This window comes from Calothrix sp. NIES-2100 (assembly GCF_963875285.1).
Taxonomy (GTDB): Bacteria; Cyanobacteriota; Cyanobacteriia; order Cyanobacteriales; family Nostocaceae; genus Aulosira.
The window spans coordinates 9,424,295-9,449,494 of record NZ_CAWNLA010000001.1; the positions used below are offsets into that span (position 1 = coordinate 9,424,295).

The window sequence follows — 25,200 nt, forward strand, 5'->3', positions numbered from 1 at the left end:
AAACTATCTCCAAGGAGTTGAGCGCTGATGGAAACAGCAGATGTCATTGTCATCGGCAGTGGTCAAGGAGGCATTCCACTGGCGGCTGATTTTGCCAATGAGGGATGTAGGGTTGTCTTGTTTGAGCGAGATGCTTTAGGCGGCAGTTGTATCAACTATGGCTGCACTCCGTCTAAAGCGTTCTTAGCAGCGGCTCATGCAGCTGGGCGATCGCGTCAGGCTAAGAAGTTAGGCATCCACACACAGGTGGAGGTGGATTTTCCGGCTGTCATGGAGCGAGTTCGGGAAATCCGCAGCAGCTTTAATCAGGGAGTTCGCCAGCGATTAGAAACTGCGGGTGTCAAAGTCATTTGTGGCGAAGCTGCTTTTGTGGGTGAACGGACGGTTAAAGGTGGGGATGTTACCCTTCAGGCTCCTTTGGTAATCATTAACACAGGCACGTCAGCGCTGATTCCTGATATTCCCGGACTTGTCGGCACTCCCTATTTGACCAACCGCAATTTTTTTGACTTGAACACTTTACCACCCCGTTTATTAGTGATTGGCGGCGGCTATATTGGCTTGGAATTGGGACAAGGACTAGCGCGGTTGGGCAGCCAAACTCACTTAATTGTGCGGGGCGATCGCGTTCTGGGGCAAGAAGAGTCTGATGTCAGCGAGGTCTTAGCAGAAGCATTAAAGCAGGATGGAATTCATCTGCACTTTGGAGTCAATGTAAATCACGTCGCCCACGAGAATAATCTGTTTAGTTTAACCCTGAGCAATGGCGAACAACTCCAGGGGGAAGCCTTGTTGGTTGTGATTGGACGAAAACCCAATACCAGTGCATTAAATGCCGCCGCCAGCAAAATTGAGCTAGACGATCACGGGTTTATTAAAATTGATGACCAGTTCCATACCACCTGTTCTGGAGTCTATGCCATCGGGGATGCTGCCAAACAGCCTGCCTTTACCCATGTGTCGTGGGAAGACTATCGCCGCTTAAAAGCAATTTTGTCTGGAGAAAACCGGACAAGAAGCGATCGCGTCCTGGGCTATGCAGTCTACACAGAACCCCAGGTGGGGCGAGTGGGTATGACCTTAGAACAAGCTCAAAAACAAGGCATCAACGCCCGTGCTGTCACCTTACCTATGAGCCAAATTGCCCGTGCCATCGAGTGGGGGCATGACCTGGGATTTTATCGCCTGGTAATCGACAGCGATACAGACAAAATCCTGGGCGCAACCCTGGTGGGGTATGAAACTGCTGAACTAGTCCATGTATTTTTATCCCTGATGGAAGCAGGCGCAACTTGGCAGTTGTTAGAGCGATCGGTTCACATCCATCCCACCTATGGGGAAGCTTTACCCAGTCTGGCACGGTTGCTGCTCGGTGAATAAACTAACCACAGAGACACAGAGGACGCAGAGGAATGAGGGTTTGAGAGATTTTTTGCGTTATACCAATTTAAAAAAAGAATGCGACAGATGGTAGGGGCATGGCAATGCCCATACGTGTCAACTTAAGGCGAAAGCCTTATCAGGAATTGATTTTGCCTCAAATCGTCTACCATCAAGATCCGCATTACCCCACCCCAGTTTTGTCTAAAGCCAAAACGTCCCCTCCCCGTTCACGGGGAGGGGATTAAGGGGTGGGGTAAAATGCCTGTGGAATAAGCCTTTTAGCTTAAGTTGACACCAATGGGCATTGCCATGCCCTCTAGAATATATTGATGTGCCGCGAACACTATTTAAATTGGTATTAGGTGGTTGAGTGTTTTTTTATTTGGAAGTCCCAAAGAAGAACAAAAAGCAAAATCTTCTTGTTCTTCTTCAGGTTTACTTCACCAATACCTTATTTTCAGCTTGCGGTTGGGCGCGGATTTCGTTGTGACAGGGACGACCCTGTTCAATGTCGGCAATATTAGACATTGTTGTATCCGAAATATTACGCAAAGCTTCTTCTGTAAAGAAGGCTTGGTGTCCAGTGATTAGCACGTTGGGAAATGTTGTGAGGTGCTGGAAAACATCATCTTGGATGATTTCACCAGACAAATCTTCAAAGAACAATTCTGATTCTTGCTCGTATACATCGACACCAAGATAACCGATTTGACCAGATTTCAACCCTTCAATTACCGCTTCGGTATCAATCAGCGCACCTCGACTAGTGTTAATGATCATCATCCCAGGTTTCATCTGGGCGATCGCTTGCTCGTCGATCAAGTGATGGGTTTCCTCAGTCAGGGGGCAATGGAGAGAGATAATATCAGAGTTGGCAAATAATTCTGGTAATTCTACATACTTGCCACCCAATGCTTCTAATTCTGGGTTGTGATACACATCATAAGCCAGGAGGTGACAGCCAAACCCTTTCATGATTTGCCCTAAAATTAAACCGATTTTCCCTGTACCGATAACTCCCACGGTACGTCCATTGAGGTTAAATCCCAACAATCTATTGAGGGAAAAATTGCCTTCGCGCACGCGGCTATAGGCGTGATGAATTTTGCGATTCAGGCTCAAAATTAATCCTACCGCGTGTTCTGCGACCCCATAGGGTGAGTAGGCAGGTACACGCACAACTGTAATTCCTAAATCCGCTGCGGTATTTAAGTCTACATTGTTAAACCCTGCACAGCGGAGGGCTATCAGACGAGTTCCGTGTGAAGCGAGAACCTCTAAGGTTGAAGCATCCACCTGATCGTGTACAAATACACAAACCGCTGGAAATCCGGCGGCTAAGATGGCTGTATCTCTTGTGAGGCGGGGTTCAAAGAATACCAAATCGTGCTGTTTGTCAGAATTTGCAGCTTCTAAAAACTGCCGATCGTAGGCTTTGGTACTGAAGACTGCTACTTTCATGCAAAACTTTGGGTTTGATGCTGCATAGTTGTCGAGTACATGATAGCTTGACTTTAAAAAGCGCGATCGCTCCTGTGATGATGTCAGTTCTAGACTTTCACCTGGATGCAGGCAATTGTCGAATTACAGCAAAACTTTATAATTCGTAATTCGTAATTATTTTTTGTAGGGGTTTTCAGTATATAGCGATGTCTCTTGAGGAGCCACTGTGCGTCTACGAGTTTATGTAGGGATTTGTACAATATGAGCGATGTCTACGACGGGCTACGCCTACGCACTATTGTTGATGAAGTGTTGCTCAAAGCGATCGCCTGACAAAATTTAGACGTTAAGTTACAAAATTCTCATGTACTTTCTCTGGAAAAACTTTGCAATTTACTGAATCTATTCTATGAGCTGACTTGATTGCACTAAAAGGAGAGTGGCAATGAAAAAAGTAGCAGTGTTTGGCAATGCTGGAGGCGGTAAATCAACTCTCAGCAACAGATTATCCCAAATCACTGGTTTACCACTTTACATCTTAGACAAGATTAAATATCAATCAGGGGGTGTTGAGGTTCCAGATGAAGACTATCAGCGCATCCATCAGGAAATTTTAGTTAGTGACCGATGGATTATTGATGGCTTTGGTTCAATAGAAACCCTTTGGCCAAGACTGAACGAGGCGGATACTCTGGTATTTATCGATTTACCTCTATACGTGCATTTCTGGTGGGTAACTAAACGACTAATCACAGGCTACCTTAAACCACCAGCAGGCTGGCCGGAAAATAGTCCAATATGGAAGAGTTCGCTGACTAGCTACCGCGTGCTTTGGTTATGTGACAAATATTTGACCCCAAAGTATCGTGAGTATATTAAGCAGGCTCAAAGCAGCAAAAGTGTTTATCACATTCGCTCGACTCAAGATATTTCGCAATTTTTTGAATTAATTGAAACTAAAACTAACTGCTAATTTGTGTTCTGGCGATCGCCTGATTAGTTAAAGGTTTCATTTGCTACTTTATCACATAGCTTTTGCCCGCCTGGGAATGAATTCCAAAGACCAAAGTTCAAGTAGGGGCGGGTTAAGCGAGATAGTCGTGAATTATTGGAGCATATCTGTGAACCCGCCCCTACTGAAGTAGACTCAAAATTTTGAGGGATATTTAGGAATCTGACGATGACTTTTGCTATTAGAGGTTGTTTGAAAAGTGGTTGGCTGTATCTTAGCACTAATAGATCCCCCCTAACCCCCCTTAAAAAAGGGGGGAAAAGAATCAAAGTCCCCCTTTTTAAGGGGGATTTAGGGGGATCTCAAACGTTTTGCTACCCACGACAGGACTTTTCAAACATCCTCTTAGACTCAGAATTCATTCTGAGGCGGGCGGGCGACGTTAAGTTGACACCAATGAGCAGTGCTAAACCCCTAGGTAAATCACGTTTGTGGTCACCAATATTACACCTGCGGTGATGTCACTGGCTGTGAACAATTCGGGAATCAGCACAAAACTTTATAATTTGTAATCTGTTCGCAGTAAGCTTGTGATGGCATTTTCTTAATCTACTATGGCAACGATTAACGACAACTACCTAAAGCTGAAAGCAGGTTATCTATTTCCCGAAATTGCACGGCGGGTAAATGCCTTTGCCCAAGCCAATCCTGATGCTAAAATTATCCGCTTGGGGATTGGCGATGTCACAGAACCTCTACCAGAAGCTTGTCGCACAGCGATGATTAAGGCTGTAGAGGAAATGGGCGATCGCGCTACTTTTAAAGGCTATGGCCCCGAACAAGGTTATGCTTGGTTAAGGGAAAAGATTGCGGCGCAAGATTTCCAAGCACGGGGGGCGGATATCTCCGCCGAGGAAATTTTTATTTCTGATGGTTCTAAGTGCGATACAGGGAATATTTTAGAAATATTTGGTCATGATAATGCGATCGCAGTTACCGATCCGGTTTATCCTGTCTACGTAGATACTAATGTCATGGCGGGTAATACAGGTGACGCTAACGACAAAGGCGAGTTTGGCGGCTTAGTTTATCTCCCCATTACCGCCGAGAATAACTTTACCGCAGAGATACCTGCCCAAAAAGTTGATTTAATTTATCTTTGCTTCCCCAATAATCCCACCGGTGCAACTGCAAGCAAAGAACACCTGAAAGCATGGGTAGACTATGCGAAAGCGAATAACTCGATTATCTTCTTTGATGCTGCCTATGAAGCATACATCACTGACCCCGCAATTCCTCATTCTATTTATGAAATAGAAGGTGCAAGAGATGTGGCGATTGAGTTTCGTTCCTTCTCCAAAAATGCAGGCTTTACCGGAACTCGTTGCGCCTTAACTGTCGTTCCCAAGACATTAACAGCTAAAGCCGCTGATGGTTCCGATGTCGAACTGTGGAAGTTGTGGAATCGCCGCCAGTCTACCAAGTTTAATGGTGTATCTTACATTGTCCAACGGGGTGCAGAGGCGGTTTACTCCCCAGAAGGACAGGCGCAAATTAAAGGATTAGTCAGCTTTTATTTAGAAAATGCCACAATTATCCGCGAGAAGCTAACAGCCGCAGGATTGTCAGTATATGGTGGCGTGAATGCACCTTACGTTTGGGTGAAAACTCCCAATGGTTTATCCAGTTGGGAATTTTTCGATAAATTACTACAAAACGTCAACGTCGTCGGAACTCCTGGTTCTGGCTTTGGCGCGGCTGGCGAAGGTTACTTCCGCATCTCTGCATTTAATAGCCGGGAGAATGTAGAAGAAGCAATGCAGCGGATTACCACCGGCTTGTCTTTATAAACTATGATGCGATCGCGTATTCCACCACATTAATTTTCATGCACTAAAAGATCCCCGACTTCTTCAAGAAGTCGGGGATCTGACCCCTCATGAGATGAAGGTACGGAAGTTTATTGATCAGTTAGAATAGAGCGATCGCCCTCCAAACCTGATTACTTCTAATCTGGAAACCAACTGGAGACTTACATGACCCTAGCAACGATTGCCACACTACCAAAAGAATCACCCCTTCTGTTTGAGGGACTGACTTGGAGAGAATTCAAAGCCGTTGAGCAATTGTTAGATCGTCCAGGATATCGGTTATCGTTCCTGGATGGAATTTTGGAGATTCGACGAATGCCTGGAGAACCCCACGAAACCGTTAAAAAGAGAATTGCTGCTTTGTTAGAGCTTTACCTGTTGATGGCAGGATTTGACTTTACTCCAACTGGTTCAATGACCCTGGAAAATGAAGGAGTCGCCGTCAAGCGAGAGGCGGATGAATCTTATAAACTTGCTCCTGGTCGAGTGCGTCCCGATTTGGCGATCGAAGTAGTATTTACCAGTGGCGGTATCAACAAGTTAGAAGCTTACAAACGACTGAAAATAAAAGAAGTGTGGTTTTGGGAAGATGGAGTACTAGAAGTCTATCACCTGCGTGGAGAAGGCAATACACTTGAGTATGAAAAAATTTCCAGTAGTGAAGAAGTCAAAGGAATCGATTTGGACTTATTAGTACGTTGCATCAATATAGTAAATCATGTTGATGCAATCAAGACATTTCAACAAGCACTCCAGAAATAAGTTAATGGGCATTGGGGAGGCAGTGCGTTGCGGGGGTTCCCCCCGTTATAGCAACTGCCGTCATTGGGCATTGGGCAAAGATGGGAAAGAAAACTCCCCACATTCCCCGATTAGTGAGTTTCAACACTTCTGTGAGCAATCTGTTTTTTCTCTGCGCTCTGGAGCGTCCTCTGCGGTTTAAACGTAATTTGAGGAATTTTATTCATAGATTTTTATTTCCTATTTATTAAATTCAATACCATAGATAGATGCTGTTGATTATGATATTTGCTGTCTAATTTTTTGGTAAAAAAAGCATTAAAAAAACTAAATCCTTTTATGTACCTTTGATGACATTGGCATCAATAACGTGGGAAAACCGTACTTCAATGGGAGGTTTTCTGTAATCTAAATTAGGGATGAGCTAGGTAAGATCAAAGAGCGACTTAAATAATGCTGTTGTCTAAAACATCAATTACAGCATTACCAGGAGAGCATAATATGGGAAATCAATTCAAAACTTTAGTATTGCTAGCTACTCTCAGTGGTTTGTTAATTGCAATTAGTTACTGGGTAATTGGTGGCAGCAGTGGTTTAATTATAGGTATAGGTTTAGCAGCAGTTACAAATCTATTTTCTTGGTATCAATCAGATAAAATTGCCCTGGCTGTATATCGCGCCCAGCCTGTAACAGAATCCCAAGCACCGGGGCTGTATCGCATGGTGAAGAAATTAAGCGATCGCGCGAAAATTCCCATGCCGGGAGTATATATTGTTCCTGGTCAAACTGCCAACGCTTTCGCCACAGGACGCGATCCAGAACACGCGGCTGTTGCTGTAACAGAAGGGATTTTGCAGATATTACCGGAAGATGAACTAGAAGGCGTAATTGCCCACGAACTCACCCATATTATCAACCGCGACACCTTAACCCAAGCTGTTGCAGCCACAGTTGCTGGTGCAATCTCCTTCTTGGCGCAAATGGTAAGTTACAGTTTATGGTTTGGCGGTGGTTCCCGCGATGATGACAGAGGCGGTAATCCCTTAGGAGTGTTGTTAACTGTAATACTTGCCCCTGTTGCAGCCACAATCATCCAACTAGCAATTTCCCGCACCAGAGAATTCTCCGCCGATGCTGGTGCTGCAAGATTAACAGGTAATCCCCGCGCCTTAGCGAGAGCATTGCAACGCCTAGAACTGACAGCCAAACAGTTACCTTTAGATGGGAATCCAGCCTTTGAGCCATTGTTAATCATCAACCCCATCTCTGGACAGTTTTTAGGTAACTTATTCTCCAGCCACCCCGCCACAGATGCGCGTGTAGAAGAATTACTCAAATTAGAACGAGAACTAACCACAACAGTTTATTAGTCAACAGTCAACCGTCAACCATAGCCAAAGGATATCGCAACTATGACTGAGAAAAATTTTGAATCGACAGTAGTAGTCGAAATTAGTCCTCAAACTGAGGAATTAGTAGAAACTGAAATGGCTGGCGAAACAGATGAAGTCAAGCGCGAAACCAAAGCATTAATTGAAGCACTGAAAAGACGCGCCCAAACTGAAGCCGAATCAGCAGGTACTCTCACCCGCGAAACATATTTGAACGCTGTACGCCAAGCCAGAGAAGCTTTAGAAGGCGAAAAACTCATTGAACGCGATCGCCTAGAACGTTCTTTTGCAGTTATCCAAGAAGAAGCTGATAAAAATTGGCACCTGCTATTAAAAGAAATCGCCGATTTTGGCGATCGCTTACAAAATGCCGCCAAAGCCGCCTGGGAAGCCTTCAACGCCCCCCGTTCCCAAAATTAATTACCCACATCTACATAATCTACCGTAGGGGCACAGCACTGCTCATACGTGTCAACTTAACGTGAAACCCGCTTGGTGGCAAGGTTTTGCCCTCACCCCCAGCCTCTCTCCCCAAGGGAGAGGGGAGCCAGAGATTCAATTCCCCTTCTCCCTTAGGGAGAAGGGGTTAGGGGATGAGGGCGAGGGTTTTTGTACAACACGCGCCGTATATAGCTTTTTAGCTTAAGTTGACACCAATGAGCACTGCTGTGCCCTTATTGCTTTGTCAACAGGTGCGCGATCGCACTCTAGAAAAGCTAACGCCAACGTAATAATCTAAAATCTTAGCTTGTGCGTCAGCCTTAGATGATTTCAATCGCACTCACATTTACTCATCACTCTTTTTATCCTCATCCTCCTGGTGACTGGCTTGTTGCAATACCGGAATGCATTGATTTATTAGCCAAATTAGTGTTTCTGTTACTGACTCACCTTTGTGAATACTATCTGCGGCTTGCATACCAGCTAGTAGGATTTTTAGACTTAGCAACACAGCGATTAATTTTTGACTTGGGCGGGAATTAGATTTCTTAGCAGACATTTCAACCACCTTGTTTTTTGGGTTACAAGGTGAATTATTTTTTTGGGCATTTCCCCAGACAAATTCCCCAAGCCAATCGTTGAGCTTGTCTATAATAAGCATTAGCTGCTTGGGGAATCTTGCCCAAAGAGATAGCACAAAAATCTTAATATTTAGTTTATATTTTCCGAAATGCCCGAAAAACCTAAACGCAAATTTGGCACGGGAGAAACTCATCAACGGAATGTGCTGAGTCTTGTCAAAGCGTTACTAATGCTATCAAATCAAGAATTGACACCAGAGGAACCAGCAGCATCAGCAGTTAAGGTGCAATGGGTTACAGATAACCAATTGCAGGTAACTGGGGAAAATAAAATAAAAAACAAAATTGTTGCAGGTACAACCAAACATGCTTTATGGGAACTTGCAGAGAAAACAGATAATTCTTTGCAGCTTCCCCAACGTCAGCATGAGAATGCTGGAGTCAATACAGAACAGAGAAAAGCTGAGGTAGTGCAAAATGTATTTGAATATTTAGAATACTTGGAAATGTGGAAGGATGAACGTCCTGAAAATAAGAAGAATACACGATATTGGATATTCACCCTCACTTTAAAACATAAAGATGCCTCAATACCTGAAAATATAACGGTAGTTCAAGAGAAATTGCAGTTAGAAACAGTACCTCAAATCATAGATACTAGTACAAACATCAATTGGCGTGAGGTTTGCACCGCAATGCTGAAAAGTCAGCAGGAGGCTGCAAGACTCAGACGCAAAGCGACAGAGCAAGGTTTTGAAATTAACATTTATGTTCCCTTGGGGTTGGTGGAACGCAAACAGCAGCAACGCCGACACTTAGATGAACAGCGAGACAGAGAAAATGTCTATGAATTAACCCAAGAAGTAATTGTCAAAACCTATGAACATGACGCATTTCTCCGAGAAGTAATTGCACAACAGCCACCTGGAAACAATAAGCATATTGCTATCATCGGCGAACCAGGAGCAGGTAAGACTACTTTATTAAGTACCATTGCTTCCTTTATTAAAGACAAAACTCAAGATTTACCCATCTTTATTTCTCTCGCCAACTTACAGGGAAGAACAATTGAGGAATATTTACGTCAGCAATGGCTTCCTGAAGCGATGAGAGCAGGTGAACTTACTGTTGTACCTACTCCAGAAATTGAACGTCAATTAATTGAGTGTTTTGGTAAGGGGGGAGTGTGGCTACTGTTAGATGGTGTGGATGAAATGGGTGAAAATTCACCGGTGCAAGCATTAGCCAAAATTACCCAAGAATTGACAGCATCTCTGAGACAAGGGCGGGTGGTATTGACTTGTCGATTAAATGTTTGGGATGCCAAGGTTAGCAATCCACTCACAGGATTTGATACTTATAAAACTCAAGAGTTTAAACCCGAACATATTGATGACTTTATTCAGCAGTGGTTTAAAAATTATAAAAATTCCCAAAAAGGAGAGATACTACAAGTAAAATTAAAAGAAACAAAACATGAAAACATTCGTAAATTAGTGACAAATCCTCTGCGGTTATCGCTGTTGTGTCAGACATTTGATTTGGATCGGCAGGGAGAATTGCCAGAAACAAAAGCAGCGCTTTATCAGAGGTTTACCCACTATTTTTATGAATGGAAATCAGAATTATTTGCTGAGTTATATCAATCTGATGATTTAAAGAATGAATTACATGATGCCTTAAGCCGATTAGCGTTTGCAGGTATTAACAGTAGTGCGAGGTTTCGCTTGCAGCGGAAGTTAGCACATCAAGAAATGGGTGAGAGATTACTTAAATTAGCTTGTGATGTCGGTTGGTTAAACTTAGTAGACAGAATAGCTATAGATGATGAAGAAGTTTATGCTTTCTTCCATCCTAATTTTCAAGAATATTTTGCAGCTTTAGCAATTACTGATTGGCAAGTTTTTCTTGATCACAATAACAAAATAGAATTGCCAAATTACAAATCTTTTGGAACTATTTTTAATCCTAGAAACTATGATTATTTTGCAGGTCAAGAAATAGGTATTTGGACTAATTGGCCAAACTATAACCAAAAACTTTATAACTATTGTTTAGAAAATCACGAACAAAATTGTGTATACCGTATTTTTGAGCCGCAATGGCAAGAGGTTATTTTATTGTGGCTAGGACGAGAAGTAAATAAAGATTTTACCCAGAGTAAGGAAGAATTTATCAAATTACTGGTGGAATTTAATGATAATTGTATGGGCTTTTATTCCTTCAGAGCTTATTTTTTAGCAGCAATGGGTATTGTAGAATTTAAAAATTGCACTCAAAGTGATAATATTGTCGCACAGCTTTTTGAATGGAGCCTTGGTCATTCTGATGAGAACCCCCTTAGCAAGGCAGCTATGGCAACATTATCAGAATTTGATTATGTTCGATTATCTAAATACATAGATGATATAGAAAAGTCCTGTGAGGATGATATAGATGATTATCCTACTTTTATGAAAAGAGAAGCTATTAATTGTATCTACTTAACTTTGTTTGGCGACAATTGCAATGAGCATTGGAAAAATAAATCCGACTTAAACCCAATTAATTATTCAATTGAGTATGAAAATATTGAGTTAAATGCAATTAAAAGTCTTGGAGAAAGTAATGATGCAATAGATAAATTACTGAATAGATTGTACTCTAGCCAAAATCGGAGTATTATTCTGAGGTCTGCTTTGAGCTTAATAAATATTCTTGCAGACAGTTTGCTTATGAAAAAAGTGATCATAGGTTTAAGGGACTGTTTAAGCATAGATCAGTTTGTTGCAATTCCATCTCATGGTGAGCCTTTTGTAGCCTATGAAAATCAATTCTATCGTTTCAAATGTTCCTATTTAGTCCTCTGGCATTGTGCCCAAAATATGCACTATACAGATTTCTATAATGCTTGGCATCAAGGCAAGTATGAAGATGAAAAGATAGAATGTCAAGAAACTTTTAACCAAATTGACTTCATTCAAAGCTTTCAAGCTGCAATTAACAATGACTCTCAACTCAGCCACAACATTCACTTAATCTGTATCGACACCAGTAAATTCATCGACCCAGATAACCCAGCTAGCAAAATTTACACTACAATCGTCAAAGCTGGCTGTCCTAAATGTGAAGATGGTACGCCGAAAACAATGGCGGAACTGCAAACCTATTGGGAATTGCTAGAAACTGATAAGCGTGTGGTTTTAGTATTTTACCCAAGCGCAACTAATACTACAGATGAGGTGAAATACAGCGATCGCTTTCTCAGTGACATTAGCAAGTTTGAGGGAGCGATTTGTTTTATGAGCAACCCCATACCAAATCACAACACTCTCAAATTTTTTCCACCCAGTCAGCCGATTGACGAAATTGTAGAATGGTTGCGGCGTAGTTGATTATATTTATCTGTTGATAACAACAGCTTGTCCTTTTGTTACCAACACAAGTTGTTTCGTTAGGAATGCTTATCCGTTGGTAACGACAACTTATGCGATCGTTACTAACGCAACTTGTTTCGTTACGAATGCTTATCCGTTCGTTACCAACGCAATTTGTTTCGTTACGAATGTTTATCCGTTCGTTACCAACGCAACTTGTTTCGTTACGAATGCTTATCTATTTGTGGCAAACGCTTATGTTGTCGTTACCACAGCTTAAGCAAAACTTATCAATAAAAGACAAAATATAGCTATTCTCATTTTGATGTCTTGGAGTAAACTTCAAGAGTCAAGTTTTTGGCTCTACAAATGGATTCACAATCTGTAAGGCATTTTCAACGATTAAGCCATCTTGCATATCTTCTGAGTACAAAATACTTGCTTGCCCTACAATTGCACTAGCAACGATGAGGCTATCCCAAAACGAGAACAAATAGCCATCCCGCAATTGTGCTGCATACTCAAGCGTTTCCAGGGCAACAGGTAAAATTTCACAGCCTGTTGCAAATTCTGTAATTAAGCTTTGAATCTGTGAGTTATTAAAACCTGCTTTGCGGATTAAATTCGCACAAACCTCATTGATTACTTGTGTACTAACAACTAAGTTTTCTTGACTTGTAATGTTTGTGGCTATTTGTTGCTTTTGGATTGCACTTGCATCAGTAGAACTCAAAATGAAACGATATAACCAAACATTAGAATCAACAAAGCATCGCTTCTCTTCACCAGCGTTCATTGGCTTCCTCTCTGGTGAGTGGTTTGAAACCTACAACTTGAATGGGATTTGCGGTTAGCTGCGCAATAATACCTGTTTTGGGAAAGCTTTTTTTACTTGGGTTGGTTTTCAAGATAACAATTTGCACAATTTCCGCGTTGCGAATTTCGTCTTGATACTCAACAGGAATTTCAATGTTCCCGTTGTTGACTCTAGCGTTAAAATGTGTGTTTGTAGTCATGAGAATTACATACCTTTTGCAAATTTTTCAATGACTTAAATCTCGTCTCATACCATTTCACTTTTATCATGATACAAATATGTGGCTAAGGGTTTAGCATTGCTCATTGGTGTCAACTTAACGCGAAACCCATAGCCCGCCTCCCTTATGAATTCGGAGTCTCATAACAAAAGTCATCTAAAGATGACTAAAAATTCTCACAAATCCCTAGTCTACTTCAGTAGGGGCGGGTTCACAGATATGCTCCAATAATTCACGACTATCTCGCTTAACCCGCCCCTACTTGATCTGTTAGCCTTGGAATGAATTCCAAGGCGGGTGACAAAGCTATGAGAGAGGCTATTTCTAGCTTAAGTTGACACCAATGAACAATGCTAAACCCCTACAACAAATATATCTGGATCAAGATTTTTGGGAATTGTTATAAAATCTGGGTGCAATGAAAATTTACCTAAAAACCTCTTCCTTTCTGCGCTCTGTCGTCTGCCCGTTTGGTGAGTTTCGACTTAGCGGTAGTTTCGACTTCGCTCAACTACCGCTAAGTAGTACTGCGAAGCAGAACCCGCAGGGTACCACTGCCTTTTCAGGAAGCATTAAAAAAGGCTAGAAACAGCTTTTAACTTGCTTCTAGCCTTTTTAACGTGATGGGCAGTACCAGACTCGAACTGATGACATCCTGCTTGTAAGGCAGGCGCTCTACCAACTGAGCTAACCGCCCGTTTGCGCTCACTTCTAAAGAATATAGCAAAAGATTTTGAATCGCGCTAGTATTTTTGAGAAAAAATTTTTTGAGAACCTTAAAATGCCCTCTGGTCGAACCCACGATAGCATTACGCTGTATGCTCTGCCGGTTGTGGCGGGTGTGACTTTCTGGCAGACTGGCAGTAGCAATGTGACTTTATTCGTTGCCGGCGGGTTTCTGTTTGGCGGGTTGATGTTCGGCCCCGATTTAGATATCTACTCAATTCAATACCAACGCTGGGGTTTCTTGCGCTGGATTTGGCTACCCTATCAAAAAAGTTTGCGTCATCGCTCTTTTTTATCCCACGGGCCGATTATTGGCACGACGCTACGAGTAATTTATCTGAGTTGCTTAATTGCGATCGCCGCTATTTTTATTTTAGTAATTGCCGAAAAGCTGTTGAATATCGCCTCTATTTGGCAAAACGTCGGGGGAAAAGTTGGGCGATCGCTCACAAGTTACAGTACTGAATTTCTCGCCTTATTCTTAGGCATGGAACTCGGTGCGATGAGCCATTCTCTCAGCGATTGGAGCAATTCCACATACAAGCGGGTGAAAAAACAAGGCATCAAGGCGTTACTACCAAGTGGGAAAATTAAGAAACGTAAATCAACGCGGAAGGGGGTAGCGCCTCGACTTCGCTCGGCGAACGGGACAGGGAGAGGGGGGACAGGGGGGACAAGAAAGACAAGGGGGACAAGGGGGATGGGAGAGACAAAGAGACGGGGAGACACGGGGACGCGGGGAAATGACCAATGACCAATGACCAATGACCAATGACCAATAACTATGAACCAAAATTTAGCAGCATTACAAGAATTAATTGAGGTGGTAGCGAAATTGCGATCGCCTGATGGGGGGTGTCCTTGGGATTTGGCGCAAACACCGGAAAGTCTGACTCCTTATGTGATTGAGGAAGCTTATGAGGTGGTGGATGCAATTAAGAGTGGCGATCAAAAGGCGATCGCGGAAGAGTTAGGTGATTTACTCTTACAAGTAGTATTGCAAGCGCAAATCGCTAGTGAATCTGGGCAATTTTCTCTCAAAGAAATTGCTGAAGGGATTTCCCAAAAGTTAATTCGCCGTCATCCCCATGTATTTGGTGATGTGGAAGTGGCGAGTGTTGAGGAAGTGCGGCAAAACTGGGAAGAAATCAAAGCCGCAGAAAAGGGCGAACCATCCCCAGAAAATCAAAAACTCAGCGCTAAACTCAGTCGCTATGGGCGTACCCTTCCCCCCTTAACGGCAGCGATGAAGATTTCCCAAAAAGCTGCGGCTGTGGGGTTTGAGTGGGAAAACATTGAGGGGGTATGGGATAAGTTTCATGAAGAGTTAGCAGAATTTCAACAGGCTTTAGCCGCAGAAACCCCGGAAGCACAACAAGCAGAATTAGGCGATTTACTATTTGCAACCATTCAATTAGCCCGTTGGCATAATCTCGATCCTAGCGTCGGTTTGCAAGGCACAAATCAACGCTTTATCCAAAGGTTACAAAAAATGGAGGCAGTTGTTGACCGCCCCCTTTCCGATTACTCTTTGGCAGAGTTGGAAGCTTTGTGGCAACAGGCAAAGGCGCAAATTGCGCAGGAAGGATGAGGGAGGGGACACAAACAACGAAATAAATATTTCATGATTCATTGGGGTCAATTCCCAAACTTCTCAGCTTTGCTTCTAACTGTTCAGCCCGTTGTCTTTCTTGTTCAGCCCGTTGTCTTTCTTGTTCAGCCCGTTGTCTTTCTTGTTCAACCTGTTTTTGCGCTTGTGTAGCTGCTTCTTCCGGGCTGGGAACTAACTCCCCATCAGGAGTAAAATAGCGTAATTGTTTTTGATGAATTCCTAAATATAACCCTAATTGTTGACTCCATAACCATCCTTGTTCGCTGGTTTCAATGGGTTCATAGGTTCCTCTAATCAAGGTAAATCCCTGAAATTCTAAACTATCGGGGTCAAACCAAAAATAATCTGGTGTCCGGAAGATATCTTGATAAATTTCTTTCTTCTCTTCCCTGTCTATTTTAGCGGTACTGTCAGAGAGAATTTCGACAATTACATTGGGATATTTTCCCCCTTCTTGCCAAACTACCCAACTTTTGCGCTCTTGATTTCGAGTTGTTCCCCGTACGACAAAAAAATCAGGCCCGCGAAAGTCTTCTGACTTTTTTTGATGAGGGCTATAGTAAATAGTCAGATTACCCGTAGCAAAGTAATCATCTCTATCTTGCCATGCCCATTCTAGACATTGAATTAGGATTAAAATTTGCCGTAGATGTAAATTACTTTCCAAAGGAGGTTCATCACTCCAAAATTCTCCTTGGGGAAAAATTATCTCATCTTTTTGGTCTGTTTGAGGAATCGCTAGGGGTGAGGAAGGGGTCATGGTTGCTAAATGGAATTTGATTAGCCATTGTCTGACAGCCGCCGATCTCTATTTTGACATATGCAAGAAGTTAACTGTAATGAGTTATATGGTGGATGAAGCTATAAGCTGATACGCACCTAAATCATATATTTTTCCGTTAAGGGACTTTCAAAAATTAAATTACTCAAGGCGATCGCTTTTTTCCTAAGATGGGATGATTTGGGTGGGATTTTCCAGCGATCGCCTGATGAAAGTTAACTTAAGATTTCTTCACGTCAAACCACTTATCATAAAGCGATTGATATGTGCCATCTTCTCTGATACTCAATAATGCACTATTAATTTGTTTGCGGTAGGGACTGTCATTAGGTAAGACAATACCGTAGTTTTCTTCACGGAAGACGCTACCAACTACCTCTACTTTTCCTTTACCTTCATTAGCAGCATAAAACAGAAGTACGGGAGCATCAAAGACGACAGCATCAGCTTTTTTGCTTTGTAGGGCATCGTAAGCTTGTTCAATCTTGAGAACTTCCAAAACTGAAATTTTGCGATCGCGTAAATATTTGGCTGCTGTGCTACCAGCTGTGGTTGCTACTAACTTACCCGGTAAATCGTCTACACTTCTGATATCACCCTGAAGTTGCTGCACAGTTAGCGAGGTGGTAGCGGCGGCTGTAAAGTAGGCGACGAAGAGAACGCCGATGAACATCCAGATAATAGCTATTACCCTTCCCAATACACCCTTGGGCATTTCGTCGGCTTGAGTTGCTAATGTTGCCGCTGCCCACCAACAAGCTTTGAAAATTCCTGGGAAGTATGATTTATCAATTATCCCTTCTTTATGGTTGCGTTCTGACAACCAAATCACATGAGCTGCTACAACAATCAACAGCAAAGCAATACCAAATACCTGCAACAGAGTAGCAGAAAATAACAATTGCAAAATATTAGAAAAACCACCACTATTAGCTTCTGGCGGTCTTACCATAATCTGAAGCCCACCCGCAAACATTGGTAAAGAGAAATCAAAATTCTCTTGCCGTTCGGCGGTAATTGATATAGCTGCAATTCCGGCATTTGCTTTGCCATCTTTAACAGCCGCAAGCAGATCAGGTACAGTTGAATACTCAACAAATTTCGACTGTACACCTATCTTATTAGCAATGCTGCGCCAAAGTTCAATACTGAAGCCTGATAGTTTACCATTGTCAGCAAATACAAAGGGTGGGATAACTCTTGTAGCTACTAAAAATGATTTTGTTGCTGGTTCAGGTTGTTGGGCGATTCCTGGGTTGACGACGGAAAGCACCAGCAATAGTGTTATCAGTCCGCCTACTAATGCTAGCCAAATAAGTTGTTGTGGGGAACGCTGGCTTTTCTTTTTCCCGTAACCTCTGTAAAAATAGGTAATCTGGCTTTTCCAGCCAATCATAAATTGGCGAAATCTATTTGCGATCGCATTTATCATCAGAACTTTCTTTAGGTGGTATGTAGTATCTATCTATCATTCCCAACCCATCACAAATATCACATAGGTAACCCCCCTGACACCCAATTTTTTTAACTGAATCAGGGGGGCTAATTACTCGTAGTCAGGACTGAAGTCCTGATTTAGCAGCATCTATAACTTACAGTTTGATAGTAACTGTTTTAACTTCGGTATATTGTTGCAAGCCGTACTCGCCCAATTCCCGACCGATACCAGACTGCTTGAAGCCACCAAAGGGTGCAGCTGCGTCAAATACGTCGTAGCAATTTATCCATACTGTACCAGCACGGACATTATTTGCGATCGCGTAGGCTTTTGTAATATCTTGAGTCCACACGGCAGCCGCCAGACCATACAGGGTATTATTTGCCCGTTGAATCACTTCATCAATATCTTTGAATTTGATGATGCTCATCACAGGCCCAAAAATTTCCTCTTGAGCAATCTTCATGTCATCGCGGACATCAGTAAAGACTGTAGGTGCAATAAAGAAACCTTTATCACCCACTTTACTACCACCACAAAGCATTTGAGCGCCATCTCGCATTCCTGACTCGATGTAACCCATAACTTTGTTGAATTGCTCTTGATCTACCTGTGGCCCTTGTTCTGTATTACTATCAAAGGGATTCCCAACAACCCGCTGTTTAGCTCTTTCTACAGCCAAAGCCACAAAATCGTCATAACATTTTTCTTCCACAAATAACCGAGAACCAGCGCAGCAACATTGTCCTTGATTAAAGAATAAAGCTTGGTGGGCACCTTCAATTGCTTTGTGCATATCAGCATCAGCAAAGACGATGTTTGGACTCTTACCGCCCAATTCTAAAGTAACGCGCTTCAAGTTACTCTTGGCAGCTGCTTCCATAATCAAATGTCCGACTTCAGTGGAACCAGTAAATGCCACTTTGTCAATATCCATGTGATGAGAAATGGCAGATCCAGCCGTGGGGCCGTATCCTGAAAGCAAATTCACCACACCAGGCGGGAAACCAGCCTCAACAATCAATTCCCCTACCCGCAATGCTGATAAAGGTGTCTGTTCCGCCGTTTTCATCACCACAGTATTACCTGTAGCTAAAGCCGGCGCTAATTTCCAAGCCTGCATCAACAGGGGGAAATTCCAGGGGATAATTTGACCAACCACACCCACAGGCTCATGGCGTGTATAGCAGAAATAAGGGCCGTTAATCGGGATGGTTTTACCTTGTACCTTATCAGCCCAGCCTGCATAGTAGCGGTAGCAAGCTATAACTAACCCCAAGTCACCCAAGGAATCATGTAAAGGCTTACCATTATCTAGAGTTTCCAGCCGTGCTAACTCATTAATGTTTTGCTCAATTAAGTCAGCTAGCTTCAAAAGTAACTCGCCGCGACGGGTAGCAGACATCTTCGGCCAGTCCCCACTGGTAAAAGCCTTACGAGCTGCTTGCACCGCTTTATCTACATCCGCTGCGTCTGCCTCTGCTACTGTACAAATAGTATCGCCTGTCGCTGGGTTAATCGTTGCAAATCGGCGACCGCTGATACTGTCTACCCACTCATTATTGATCAGCAGCTGGGTTGGGCCGATTTTGACCTGTTGTCCTGGTACTGTTGCTGTAACCATCAGGTCCTCCTTAAGCTATGAAAAAATTTGCTTAAATCTATTAACTATGTTTCCTCGTATACAGTTAAATTGCTAATTTTCTTTATGACTTTTTCATGTTTGCTTAACATTAGTTTTACAAAATAATCGCTTTCAATTTTTCGTTAGGGGCAGAGTAAAAATGAAGAAATATATTGTAAATATGAATTTTCTATAAGAAATGTAATTACATCTATCTGAAGGAGTAAAGTTAAGATTAGCTTAAGAATCATCTTTGACAAACAAAAGCTTAGCACTTCTAAATTCGTAGATGCTTAACTCGAAACAGTTAAACTGTTTTCGGATATCTGTGATATCTGCTACCACGTTTACTGGAAAATTAGTTTTATTTCTAGATTAATCAAAGCAAAATCACTGCTTTTCTCTTCTACTAGAAGAAAAGTGCTTTGAGCTAAATTGTCAGAGGTTGCCTGATTTTTTTTGGCAATTTATAAAACAGTAACAATGGTTTTTACTCAAGGTTACGTGTATAAAAATCAGAATAGGTTCAATTATCCCCATAAAAACCTGTTATCTCTAATTCCCGCGTGCAATGCTGAATGTAAAAATTCGAGTCGAGTTTTATTTGCCGCAGTAGAGGCTTATAAACAGTCGAAACTAGAATGGCAAGAACTAATAAACTCGTTTGCAGAACTCAGCCCATTTCCAGTGGCGCTGATTTGTTTGGAAAGTCAGCAAATTTTATTAAAAAACCAGATTTTAGAACATTTTTTTGGCGTTGAATCGTGCAAAAGCATCGACAAAATCACCTCCGACTTTTACGCTAATCCTGCTGTATGGCATGAGTTGATTGGCAAACTTCAAAGTGGCAAATCAGTTCAGCATCGTGCAGTCCAACTCAAACGAGTGAACGGAGATATTTTTGCCGCCCAACTCTGTGCCAAGGTTGTTCATTATGATGGTAAGCTGGCGGCGCTGTTCACATTCATAGATAAAACTCAAACTAAGTTGTCAGATGTAAGTCCTGCAAGTATTCCCGAATATACAAGAGATGAAGAGTTAGCGATCGCACTTGAGCAGTCACAGACACGCTTAAATTTGATGGAAAGAGCGATCGCCGCTAGCAGTAACGGGATTATTCTTACAGATGCCAAGCAACCAGACAATCCGATTATTTACGTCAATCCCGCGTTTGAAGCCATTACAGGCTACGCTGCTAGTGAAGTTATCGGACGTAACTGCCGTTTTTTACAAGGAAGCGATCGCGATCAGCCCGCCTTAAATGAGTTGCGTACAGCTATTCAAGAACAAAGAGAATGTCACGTAATTTTACGCAACTATCGTCAAGATGGGACTGCCTTTTGGCATGAACTCTACATAGCGCCTGTGTTTGATGCCTTGGGTAACTTAACTCACTTTATTGGCGTGCAGACCGATATTACCGCACACTTGCAGGCGCTGGAGGCTCTAAAGCAGCGAGAAGAACAGTATCGCCGGATTGTGGAAACAGCAACCGAGGGCATTTGGGTACTGGATGAGCATAACCAGACATCTTTTGTCAACCAACAAATGGCAATGATGTTGGGCTACACTACCGATGAGATGCTAGGGGCGACACTGTTTTCCTTTATGGATGCAGAGGGGGTAGAGATTGCTAAAACCAACCTTGAGCGTCGTCATCAAGGTATTAACGAGAAACACGATTTTAAATTCCGCTGTAAAGACGGTTCAGATTTGTGGGCGATCGTTTCTTGTGCCCCAATGTTTAACGACCAGGGGAATTATGCTGGTGTCTTGGGCATGATTACTAATATTAGTGATGTCTACGACGAGCTTCGCTTACGTAAACAAGCAGAAGCCGCATTACAGGAAAGTAAACAACGTCTCGATGGAATTTTGTGTTCACTGGAAGATGTTGTCTGGTCGATTTCCGCCGATACTTTTGAAACTCTCTATATCAATCCTGTTGTCCTGAATATTTATGGTCGTCCCGCAGCTGAATTCTTTGATAACTTAAACCTTTGGTTTGAGGTGATTCACCCAGACGATCAACCACGAATTCAGGCGGCAATTCAACCCTTATTCTTGACTGGGTATCAAGAACTAGAATACCGGATTATCAGACCAGATGGCCAGGTACGCTGGGTGTTGAACCGCAGTCATTTAATCTATGACTCCAATAGTCAGCCTATTCGCATTGAAGGAATTGCGACAGATATTAGTGAGCGTAAACAGATGGAGGAAAAGTTAGTCCGCCATGCCTTCTATGATGCGCTCACCGGATTACCCAACCGAGTTTTGTTTATGGACAAGCTAGGACAAGCTATAGAACGGGTACAACGCTTCCCGGATGAGCTATTTGCTGTCTTGTGTCTTGACCTCGATCGCTTTCAAGTTGTCAATGACAGTTTAGGACACTTGGTAGGCGATCAACTACTAGTAGAACTCGCCCAACGCCTGCAAAGCAGCCTACAACCTGACGATATTGTCGCTCACTTAGGAGGAGATGAATTTACCATCTTACTTTCTCACATCCACAGCAGCGATGATGCTACCCGTACAGCAGAACAAATTCATCAATTACTTAAGTTACCGTTCAACTTGCATGGATATGAAGTCTTTACAAGTGCCAGCATTGGCATTGCCTTAAGTACGACTGGATATAATCAAGCTGCTGATTGGCTACGAGATGCTGATACTGCCCTTTACCGTGCTAAAGAGCAGGGTAAAGCTGGGCACATAGTATTCGACACTACTATGTATGACCGAGCAGTAGCGCTTTTGCAGTTAGAAACAGACTTGCGCTGGGCAATTGAGCGCCAGGAATTGCAAGTTTTCTATCAACCAATTGTGTCTGTTGCCACAGCAGAGATTACCGGATTTGAAGCCCTAGTGCGCTGGCAGCATCCAGAACGAGGACTAATTTCACCCAATGAGTTTATTCCGGTAGCAGAAGAAACAGGGCTAATCATCGCCATTGGTCAATGGGTACTGCGTGAGTCTTGCCAACAGCTGCGCCACTGGCAGCGACAATTTCCCACAATGAAGCCCTTGACAATCAACGTCAACCTTTCTGGTAAACAATTTTCCCAGCCCAATCTAGTTGAGCAAATCCACCAAACTTTGCAAGAAACTGGTCTTGCTCCCAGTAGCTTAAAACTAGAAATCACCGAAAGCGCAATTATCACCAGCCCAGAAAAAGCCGCCATTGTTCTCAAACAACTCAAAGCTTTGGGTATGCAATTGTGTATTGATGACTTCGGAACAGGTTACTCATCCCTAGCTTATTTGCACCATTTTCCCCTTGATGTTTTGAAAATTGACCGCTCTTTTGTCAATCAAATGGATGAGAATGGTGAGAAATTAGCGATTATTCGCGCTATTGTGACCTTGGCGCACAACCTAGGGATGAATGTGGTCGCCGAAGGGGTGGAAACAAAAAACCAGTTGCTACAACTTAGGTTGTTGCAATGTGACCAAGCCCAGGGTTACTTATTCTCCCGTCCTTTGGATAGAGAACAGACAAGCGCTTTGCTAGCCTCTAATTTGGAAATAGGCTTGACTGTTGACCGTTGACCGTTGACCGTTGACTGTTGACCGTTGACAAATGACAAATGACAAATGACAAATGACAAAAAAACAGAGGTAGTTATTCACCACCCCTATCAAATTACAGCTTGGATAAATTAGAAATGCTCTCTTGACAGGCTAACTGCTGCTCACAAGTATCGTCAAGGCCAATCCGAAAATAATTGCCCCACCACCCAGTAAAAATGACCAGAAGCGGTGGTAACTATTGACAACCGTACCGTTCTCGCTTTGAAGTTGAATTAAATCCATCCAAGGCGCAACGCCACGACGGAACCAACCTACAGCCCCAACTTGTTCACCAATTAAGCTTTGCACGCGCTTCATGCCAAACAAGAAATTACCAATGGGGCCAAAACGTGAGGCGTAGTGCAGATATAACATGCCGCTACGGTCTTGAATTTTTAAATCAGAACCAAATTTATAACCTGCGTCACCACGCCCGATGAGTTGTCCTTCTAGTTTTGCAGGTTGACCCCGTAAAGGACTAGCGTAGGGGTCGGACATCAAAGTGAGAATATCAGTTTGTGGTGCTTGTTTGTAGTCGGGGAACATCACCAAGGCTTTGACCAAAATTCCTAAGCCTAAGCCAATGAATGGTGCGCCAAATACCAAACCAGAATGGGAGGAACTAGACAACGAAATAATGCTGATAACTAAGCCAACTATAAACCCAATGGTTTCTGCGCCGTACAGCACGACATCTAAAAAGAAATTACCGTAAAGTCTTTTTTTACTCAGACTCTTACCTTCACCAATTACTCGCCCCATATCAAACTCAATTGGTAAACCCAACTGTTCTGCATAGGTGCTAAGGGCGCGGACACGTTTACCTGTGAGGGGGTGCGTAGAATTTAACTCCATCCACCAACCCCAGGGGTTAAACATATCCCACAAAAAGACGCGCCCGATTTTTTGAGTATCATCAGCGATGCGGTAAGCGGTTCCCGTGGAAGCAGCCGCTTTCGGATCATAAATACCTAAGGCGCGGGTTCCTTCAATCAACCGACTGGGTTCTTGTGTGCGCGAACCTTCTTCTAAAATCCCATAGGCAATTTTTACCAAAGCGCGGGATAATCCATTAGGATTGCCCGTGGTTTCAGCAGCAAAGTGGTCAGCAAAGTATTCTCTGGTACGGGAAAGATAGAGTAGGAGGTAAGTACCTACAATATAGAAAATATAGGCAACGAGAGCCGCAGTCTGCATCGCGTCTTTAATTTTGCTATCACCGCCACCGCGACCAAACGTCCTCGCTGTGCTGTAAATTAAGTAGCAAATTTGCACTAAAGTAGAACCTACCGTCATCACGGCAAAGTCCCAGTGAACAATGTGCCCTAATTCGTGAGCGTAGACAGTAGCAATTTCATCATCATCTAAATAAGTAAAAAGTCCCTGACTGACGACTAACCGGGCGCTATTTGGCAATGAGCCGTAAGTAAAAGCTGTGGGGTTTTGGTCGTTGATAATACCCAGTCGAGGGGTTTTGATTTTCTTTTGTTGACAAACTTGCTGAATAACTCTTGCTGTCTCTGGGCTAAGGCTTTCCACTTCTGCTAACTCTACCCAACGGGTATGGTAAAGCCAACCTTGGGTTAAGTCCATCAAGAAAGGCGAGAGGAAAAAAGCAGCCAGATTAAAAACTATAGTGATAGTCAGAGCGATCGCTAATCCTTGAAGTGGATCGTCGCTACCCAAAATAAATACTAAACTCAAACCTAAAGCCAATACAATGCCAAACAGCAAGGTGATGGTGACACCAGAAGCTAATACAAGACTTCCGCCGACACCACCCATTGCTAATTTCGCGCCCGCAGTCGCCGCACGTCCAGCCTTTTGGATAGCATGAGCAGGGGTTGCTGGTACTTGTGTCAGAGATGTTCCCGCTTGTTCAGCCCAACTGCGAACCTGGGGATTGTCGCTCATCAACAATTTGCGATACAAAATACTAGCTTTTTCAATTTCGCCTGTACCTTGATAAGCTTTCATCAGCCACATCTGCGCTGACAGATAATCTGAAGAATTTTGATCAACAGTATTCCGACACACTTGTTCTAGGATTTGAACAGCTTCGGAATAACGTCCTTGGTTAAAGGCATCTAAACCAGATTGCAATGACATAGTATCTCCTTAAAAAAGGAGTAGTATTTGATCGATCAATACTCAATAGATACAGGATTCGTCATTGCCATTTCGTAAAACTTTAAAAACTAGGGGCTAGGGGAACCAGGGTTAAGGTTTTTGCCCAGATGCGATCG

At 42.9% G+C, this 25,200-nt stretch carries 18 protein-coding genes and 1 tRNA gene; 10 read left to right on the plus strand and 9 right to left on the minus strand.

Features of this window, described 5'->3' with window-relative positions; translation table 11 throughout:
* Positions 1 to 27 precede the first annotated feature (27 nt).
* Positions 28 to 1,380, plus strand: a complete 1,353-nt coding sequence (locus tag AACU32_RS38375; RefSeq protein ID WP_096607459.1) for an FAD-dependent oxidoreductase — start codon at positions 28 to 30, stop codon at positions 1,378 to 1,380.
* 438 nt (positions 1,381 to 1,818) lie between these two features.
* Here the strand turns inward: AACU32_RS38375 and AACU32_RS38380 are convergent, their stop codons facing one another.
* Positions 1,819 to 2,844: a 2-hydroxyacid dehydrogenase gene (locus AACU32_RS38380; RefSeq protein WP_096607460.1), complete on the minus strand. Its 1,026-nt coding sequence runs from the start codon at positions 2,842 to 2,844 to the stop codon at positions 1,819 to 1,821.
* 427 nt (positions 2,845 to 3,271) lie between these two features.
* On the opposite strand from AACU32_RS38380, the gene AACU32_RS38385 reads away from it, so the two are divergent.
* The 5 genes from AACU32_RS38385 to AACU32_RS38405 all read left to right on the plus strand — a co-directional run bounded on the left by AACU32_RS38385 (position 3,272) and on the right by AACU32_RS38405 (position 8,202).
* Positions 3,272 to 3,799 carry an adenylate kinase gene (locus AACU32_RS38385; RefSeq protein WP_096607461.1) on the plus strand — a complete coding sequence of 176 codons (528 nt, stop codon included), beginning with the start codon at positions 3,272 to 3,274 and terminating at the stop codon, positions 3,797 to 3,799.
* 593 nt (positions 3,800 to 4,392) lie between these two features.
* Complete coding sequence (locus AACU32_RS38390) at positions 4,393 to 5,628, plus strand: LL-diaminopimelate aminotransferase (RefSeq protein ID WP_096607462.1); 1,236 nt, start codon at positions 4,393 to 4,395, stop codon at positions 5,626 to 5,628.
* A gap of 186 nt (positions 5,629 to 5,814) precedes the next feature.
* The gene (locus tag AACU32_RS38395) at positions 5,815 to 6,411 is read left to right on the plus strand and encodes a Uma2 family endonuclease (protein WP_096607463.1); all 597 of its coding nucleotides are present in this window, start codon (positions 5,815 to 5,817) and stop codon (positions 6,409 to 6,411) included.
* A 480-nt stretch (positions 6,412 to 6,891) separates the two neighbouring features.
* Positions 6,892 to 7,761 (plus strand): zinc metalloprotease HtpX, encoded by an 870-nt coding sequence (locus AACU32_RS38400; RefSeq protein ID WP_096608359.1) that lies wholly within the window; start codon positions 6,892 to 6,894, stop codon positions 7,759 to 7,761.
* A gap of 42 nt (positions 7,762 to 7,803) precedes the next feature.
* On the plus strand, positions 7,804 to 8,202 hold the full coding sequence (locus tag AACU32_RS38405; RefSeq protein ID WP_096607464.1) for a hypothetical protein: 399 nt from the start codon (positions 7,804 to 7,806) through the stop codon (positions 8,200 to 8,202).
* A gap of 367 nt (positions 8,203 to 8,569) precedes the next feature.
* Here the strand turns inward: AACU32_RS38405 and AACU32_RS38410 are convergent, their stop codons facing one another.
* The gene (locus AACU32_RS38410; RefSeq protein WP_339378615.1) at positions 8,570 to 8,782 is read right to left on the minus strand and encodes a hypothetical protein; all 213 of its coding nucleotides are present in this window, start codon (positions 8,780 to 8,782) and stop codon (positions 8,570 to 8,572) included.
* A gap of 171 nt (positions 8,783 to 8,953) precedes the next feature.
* Between AACU32_RS38410 and AACU32_RS38415 the strand changes: the two genes are divergently transcribed.
* A complete protein-coding gene (locus tag AACU32_RS38415) occupies positions 8,954 to 12,178 on the plus strand; it encodes an NACHT C-terminal alpha/beta 1 domain-containing protein (RefSeq protein WP_096607466.1) in 3,225 nt (1,074 codons plus the stop codon).
* 331 nt (positions 12,179 to 12,509) lie between these two features.
* Here AACU32_RS38415 and AACU32_RS38420 read toward each other — a convergent pair whose 3' ends face one another.
* From AACU32_RS38420 to AACU32_RS38430, 3 genes are all read right to left on the minus strand, one after another.
* Positions 12,510 to 12,956: a PIN domain-containing protein gene (locus tag AACU32_RS38420; RefSeq protein ID WP_096607467.1), complete on the minus strand. Its 447-nt coding sequence runs from the start codon at positions 12,954 to 12,956 to the stop codon at positions 12,510 to 12,512.
* Positions 12,943 to 13,176, minus strand: a complete 234-nt coding sequence (locus AACU32_RS38425; RefSeq protein ID WP_096607468.1) for a hypothetical protein — start codon at positions 13,174 to 13,176, stop codon at positions 12,943 to 12,945. The genes AACU32_RS38420 and AACU32_RS38425 overlap by 14 nt, the downstream gene beginning before the upstream one ends.
* A gap of 645 nt (positions 13,177 to 13,821) precedes the next feature.
* Positions 13,822 to 13,894, minus strand: a tRNA-Val gene (locus AACU32_RS38430).
* A gap of 84 nt (positions 13,895 to 13,978) precedes the next feature.
* On the opposite strand from AACU32_RS38430, the gene AACU32_RS38435 reads away from it, so the two are divergent.
* Together AACU32_RS38435 and mazG are read left to right on the plus strand one after the other, a co-directional pair.
* Positions 13,979 to 14,677: a metal-binding protein gene (locus AACU32_RS38435; RefSeq protein ID WP_096607469.1), complete on the plus strand. Its 699-nt coding sequence runs from the start codon at positions 13,979 to 13,981 to the stop codon at positions 14,675 to 14,677.
* A 30-nt stretch (positions 14,678 to 14,707) separates the two neighbouring features.
* Positions 14,708 to 15,514, plus strand: coding sequence for a nucleoside triphosphate pyrophosphohydrolase (mazG, locus tag AACU32_RS38440; RefSeq protein ID WP_096607470.1), 807 nt, complete (start codon positions 14,708 to 14,710; stop codon positions 15,512 to 15,514).
* A gap of 31 nt (positions 15,515 to 15,545) precedes the next feature.
* On the opposite strand, the gene AACU32_RS38445 is transcribed toward mazG, so the two are convergent.
* From AACU32_RS38445 to AACU32_RS38455, 3 genes are all read right to left on the minus strand, one after another.
* Positions 15,546 to 16,295: a Uma2 family endonuclease gene (locus AACU32_RS38445; RefSeq protein WP_096607471.1), complete on the minus strand. Its 750-nt coding sequence runs from the start codon at positions 16,293 to 16,295 to the stop codon at positions 15,546 to 15,548.
* A gap of 241 nt (positions 16,296 to 16,536) precedes the next feature.
* On the minus strand, positions 16,537 to 17,748 hold the full coding sequence (locus AACU32_RS38450; RefSeq protein WP_096607472.1) for a transporter substrate-binding domain-containing protein: 1,212 nt from the start codon (positions 17,746 to 17,748) through the stop codon (positions 16,537 to 16,539).
* A gap of 160 nt (positions 17,749 to 17,908) precedes the next feature.
* Complete coding sequence (locus tag AACU32_RS38455; RefSeq protein WP_096607473.1) at positions 17,909 to 19,378, minus strand: aldehyde dehydrogenase family protein; 1,470 nt, start codon at positions 19,376 to 19,378, stop codon at positions 17,909 to 17,911.
* Between the two features lie 483 nt (positions 19,379 to 19,861).
* On the opposite strand from AACU32_RS38455, the gene AACU32_RS38460 reads away from it, so the two are divergent.
* Positions 19,862 to 22,933 (plus strand): EAL domain-containing protein, encoded by a 3,072-nt coding sequence (locus AACU32_RS38460; RefSeq protein ID WP_096608360.1) that lies wholly within the window; start codon positions 19,862 to 19,864, stop codon positions 22,931 to 22,933.
* A 132-nt stretch (positions 22,934 to 23,065) separates the two neighbouring features.
* Here AACU32_RS38460 and AACU32_RS38465 read toward each other — a convergent pair whose 3' ends face one another.
* A complete protein-coding gene (locus AACU32_RS38465) occupies positions 23,066 to 25,063 on the minus strand; it encodes a zinc metalloprotease HtpX (protein ID WP_096607474.1) in 1,998 nt (665 codons plus the stop codon).
* Between the last annotated feature and the right edge of the window lie 137 nt (positions 25,064 to 25,200).

Coding starts and splice junctions, on each gene's coding strand:
- AACU32_RS38455 (WP_096607473.1), bottom strand. CDS start 19,378: ATGGTTACAGCAACAGTACCAGGACAACAGGTCAAAATCGGCCCAACC.
- AACU32_RS38375 (WP_096607459.1), top strand. CDS start 28: ATGGAAACAGCAGATGTCATTGTCATCGGCAGTGGTCAAGGAGGCATT.
- AACU32_RS38405 (WP_096607464.1), top strand. CDS start 7,804: ATGACTGAGAAAAATTTTGAATCGACAGTAGTAGTCGAAATTAGTCCT.
- AACU32_RS38460 (WP_096608360.1), top strand. CDS start 19,862: ATGGTTTTTACTCAAGGTTACGTGTATAAAAATCAGAATAGGTTCAAT.
- AACU32_RS38435 (WP_096607469.1), top strand. CDS start 13,979: ATGCCCTCTGGTCGAACCCACGATAGCATTACGCTGTATGCTCTGCCG.
- AACU32_RS38385 (WP_096607461.1), top strand. CDS start 3,272: ATGAAAAAAGTAGCAGTGTTTGGCAATGCTGGAGGCGGTAAATCAACT.
- AACU32_RS38395 (WP_096607463.1), top strand. CDS start 5,815: ATGACCCTAGCAACGATTGCCACACTACCAAAAGAATCACCCCTTCTG.
- mazG (WP_096607470.1), top strand. CDS start 14,708: ATGAACCAAAATTTAGCAGCATTACAAGAATTAATTGAGGTGGTAGCG.
- AACU32_RS38400 (WP_096608359.1), top strand. CDS start 6,892: ATGGGAAATCAATTCAAAACTTTAGTATTGCTAGCTACTCTCAGTGGT.
- AACU32_RS38425 (WP_096607468.1), bottom strand. CDS start 13,176: ATGACTACAAACACACATTTTAACGCTAGAGTCAACAACGGGAACATT.
- AACU32_RS38465 (WP_096607474.1), bottom strand. CDS start 25,063: ATGTCATTGCAATCTGGTTTAGATGCCTTTAACCAAGGACGTTATTCC.
- AACU32_RS38420 (WP_096607467.1), bottom strand. CDS start 12,956: ATGAACGCTGGTGAAGAGAAGCGATGCTTTGTTGATTCTAATGTTTGG.
- AACU32_RS38410 (WP_339378615.1), bottom strand. CDS start 8,782: ATGTCTGCTAAGAAATCTAATTCCCGCCCAAGTCAAAAATTAATCGCT.
- AACU32_RS38390 (WP_096607462.1), top strand. CDS start 4,393: ATGGCAACGATTAACGACAACTACCTAAAGCTGAAAGCAGGTTATCTA.
- AACU32_RS38415 (WP_096607466.1), top strand. CDS start 8,954: ATGCCCGAAAAACCTAAACGCAAATTTGGCACGGGAGAAACTCATCAA.
- AACU32_RS38380 (WP_096607460.1), bottom strand. CDS start 2,844: ATGAAAGTAGCAGTCTTCAGTACCAAAGCCTACGATCGGCAGTTTTTA.
- AACU32_RS38445 (WP_096607471.1), bottom strand. CDS start 16,295: ATGACCCCTTCCTCACCCCTAGCGATTCCTCAAACAGACCAAAAAGAT.
- AACU32_RS38450 (WP_096607472.1), bottom strand. CDS start 17,748: ATGATAAATGCGATCGCAAATAGATTTCGCCAATTTATGATTGGCTGG.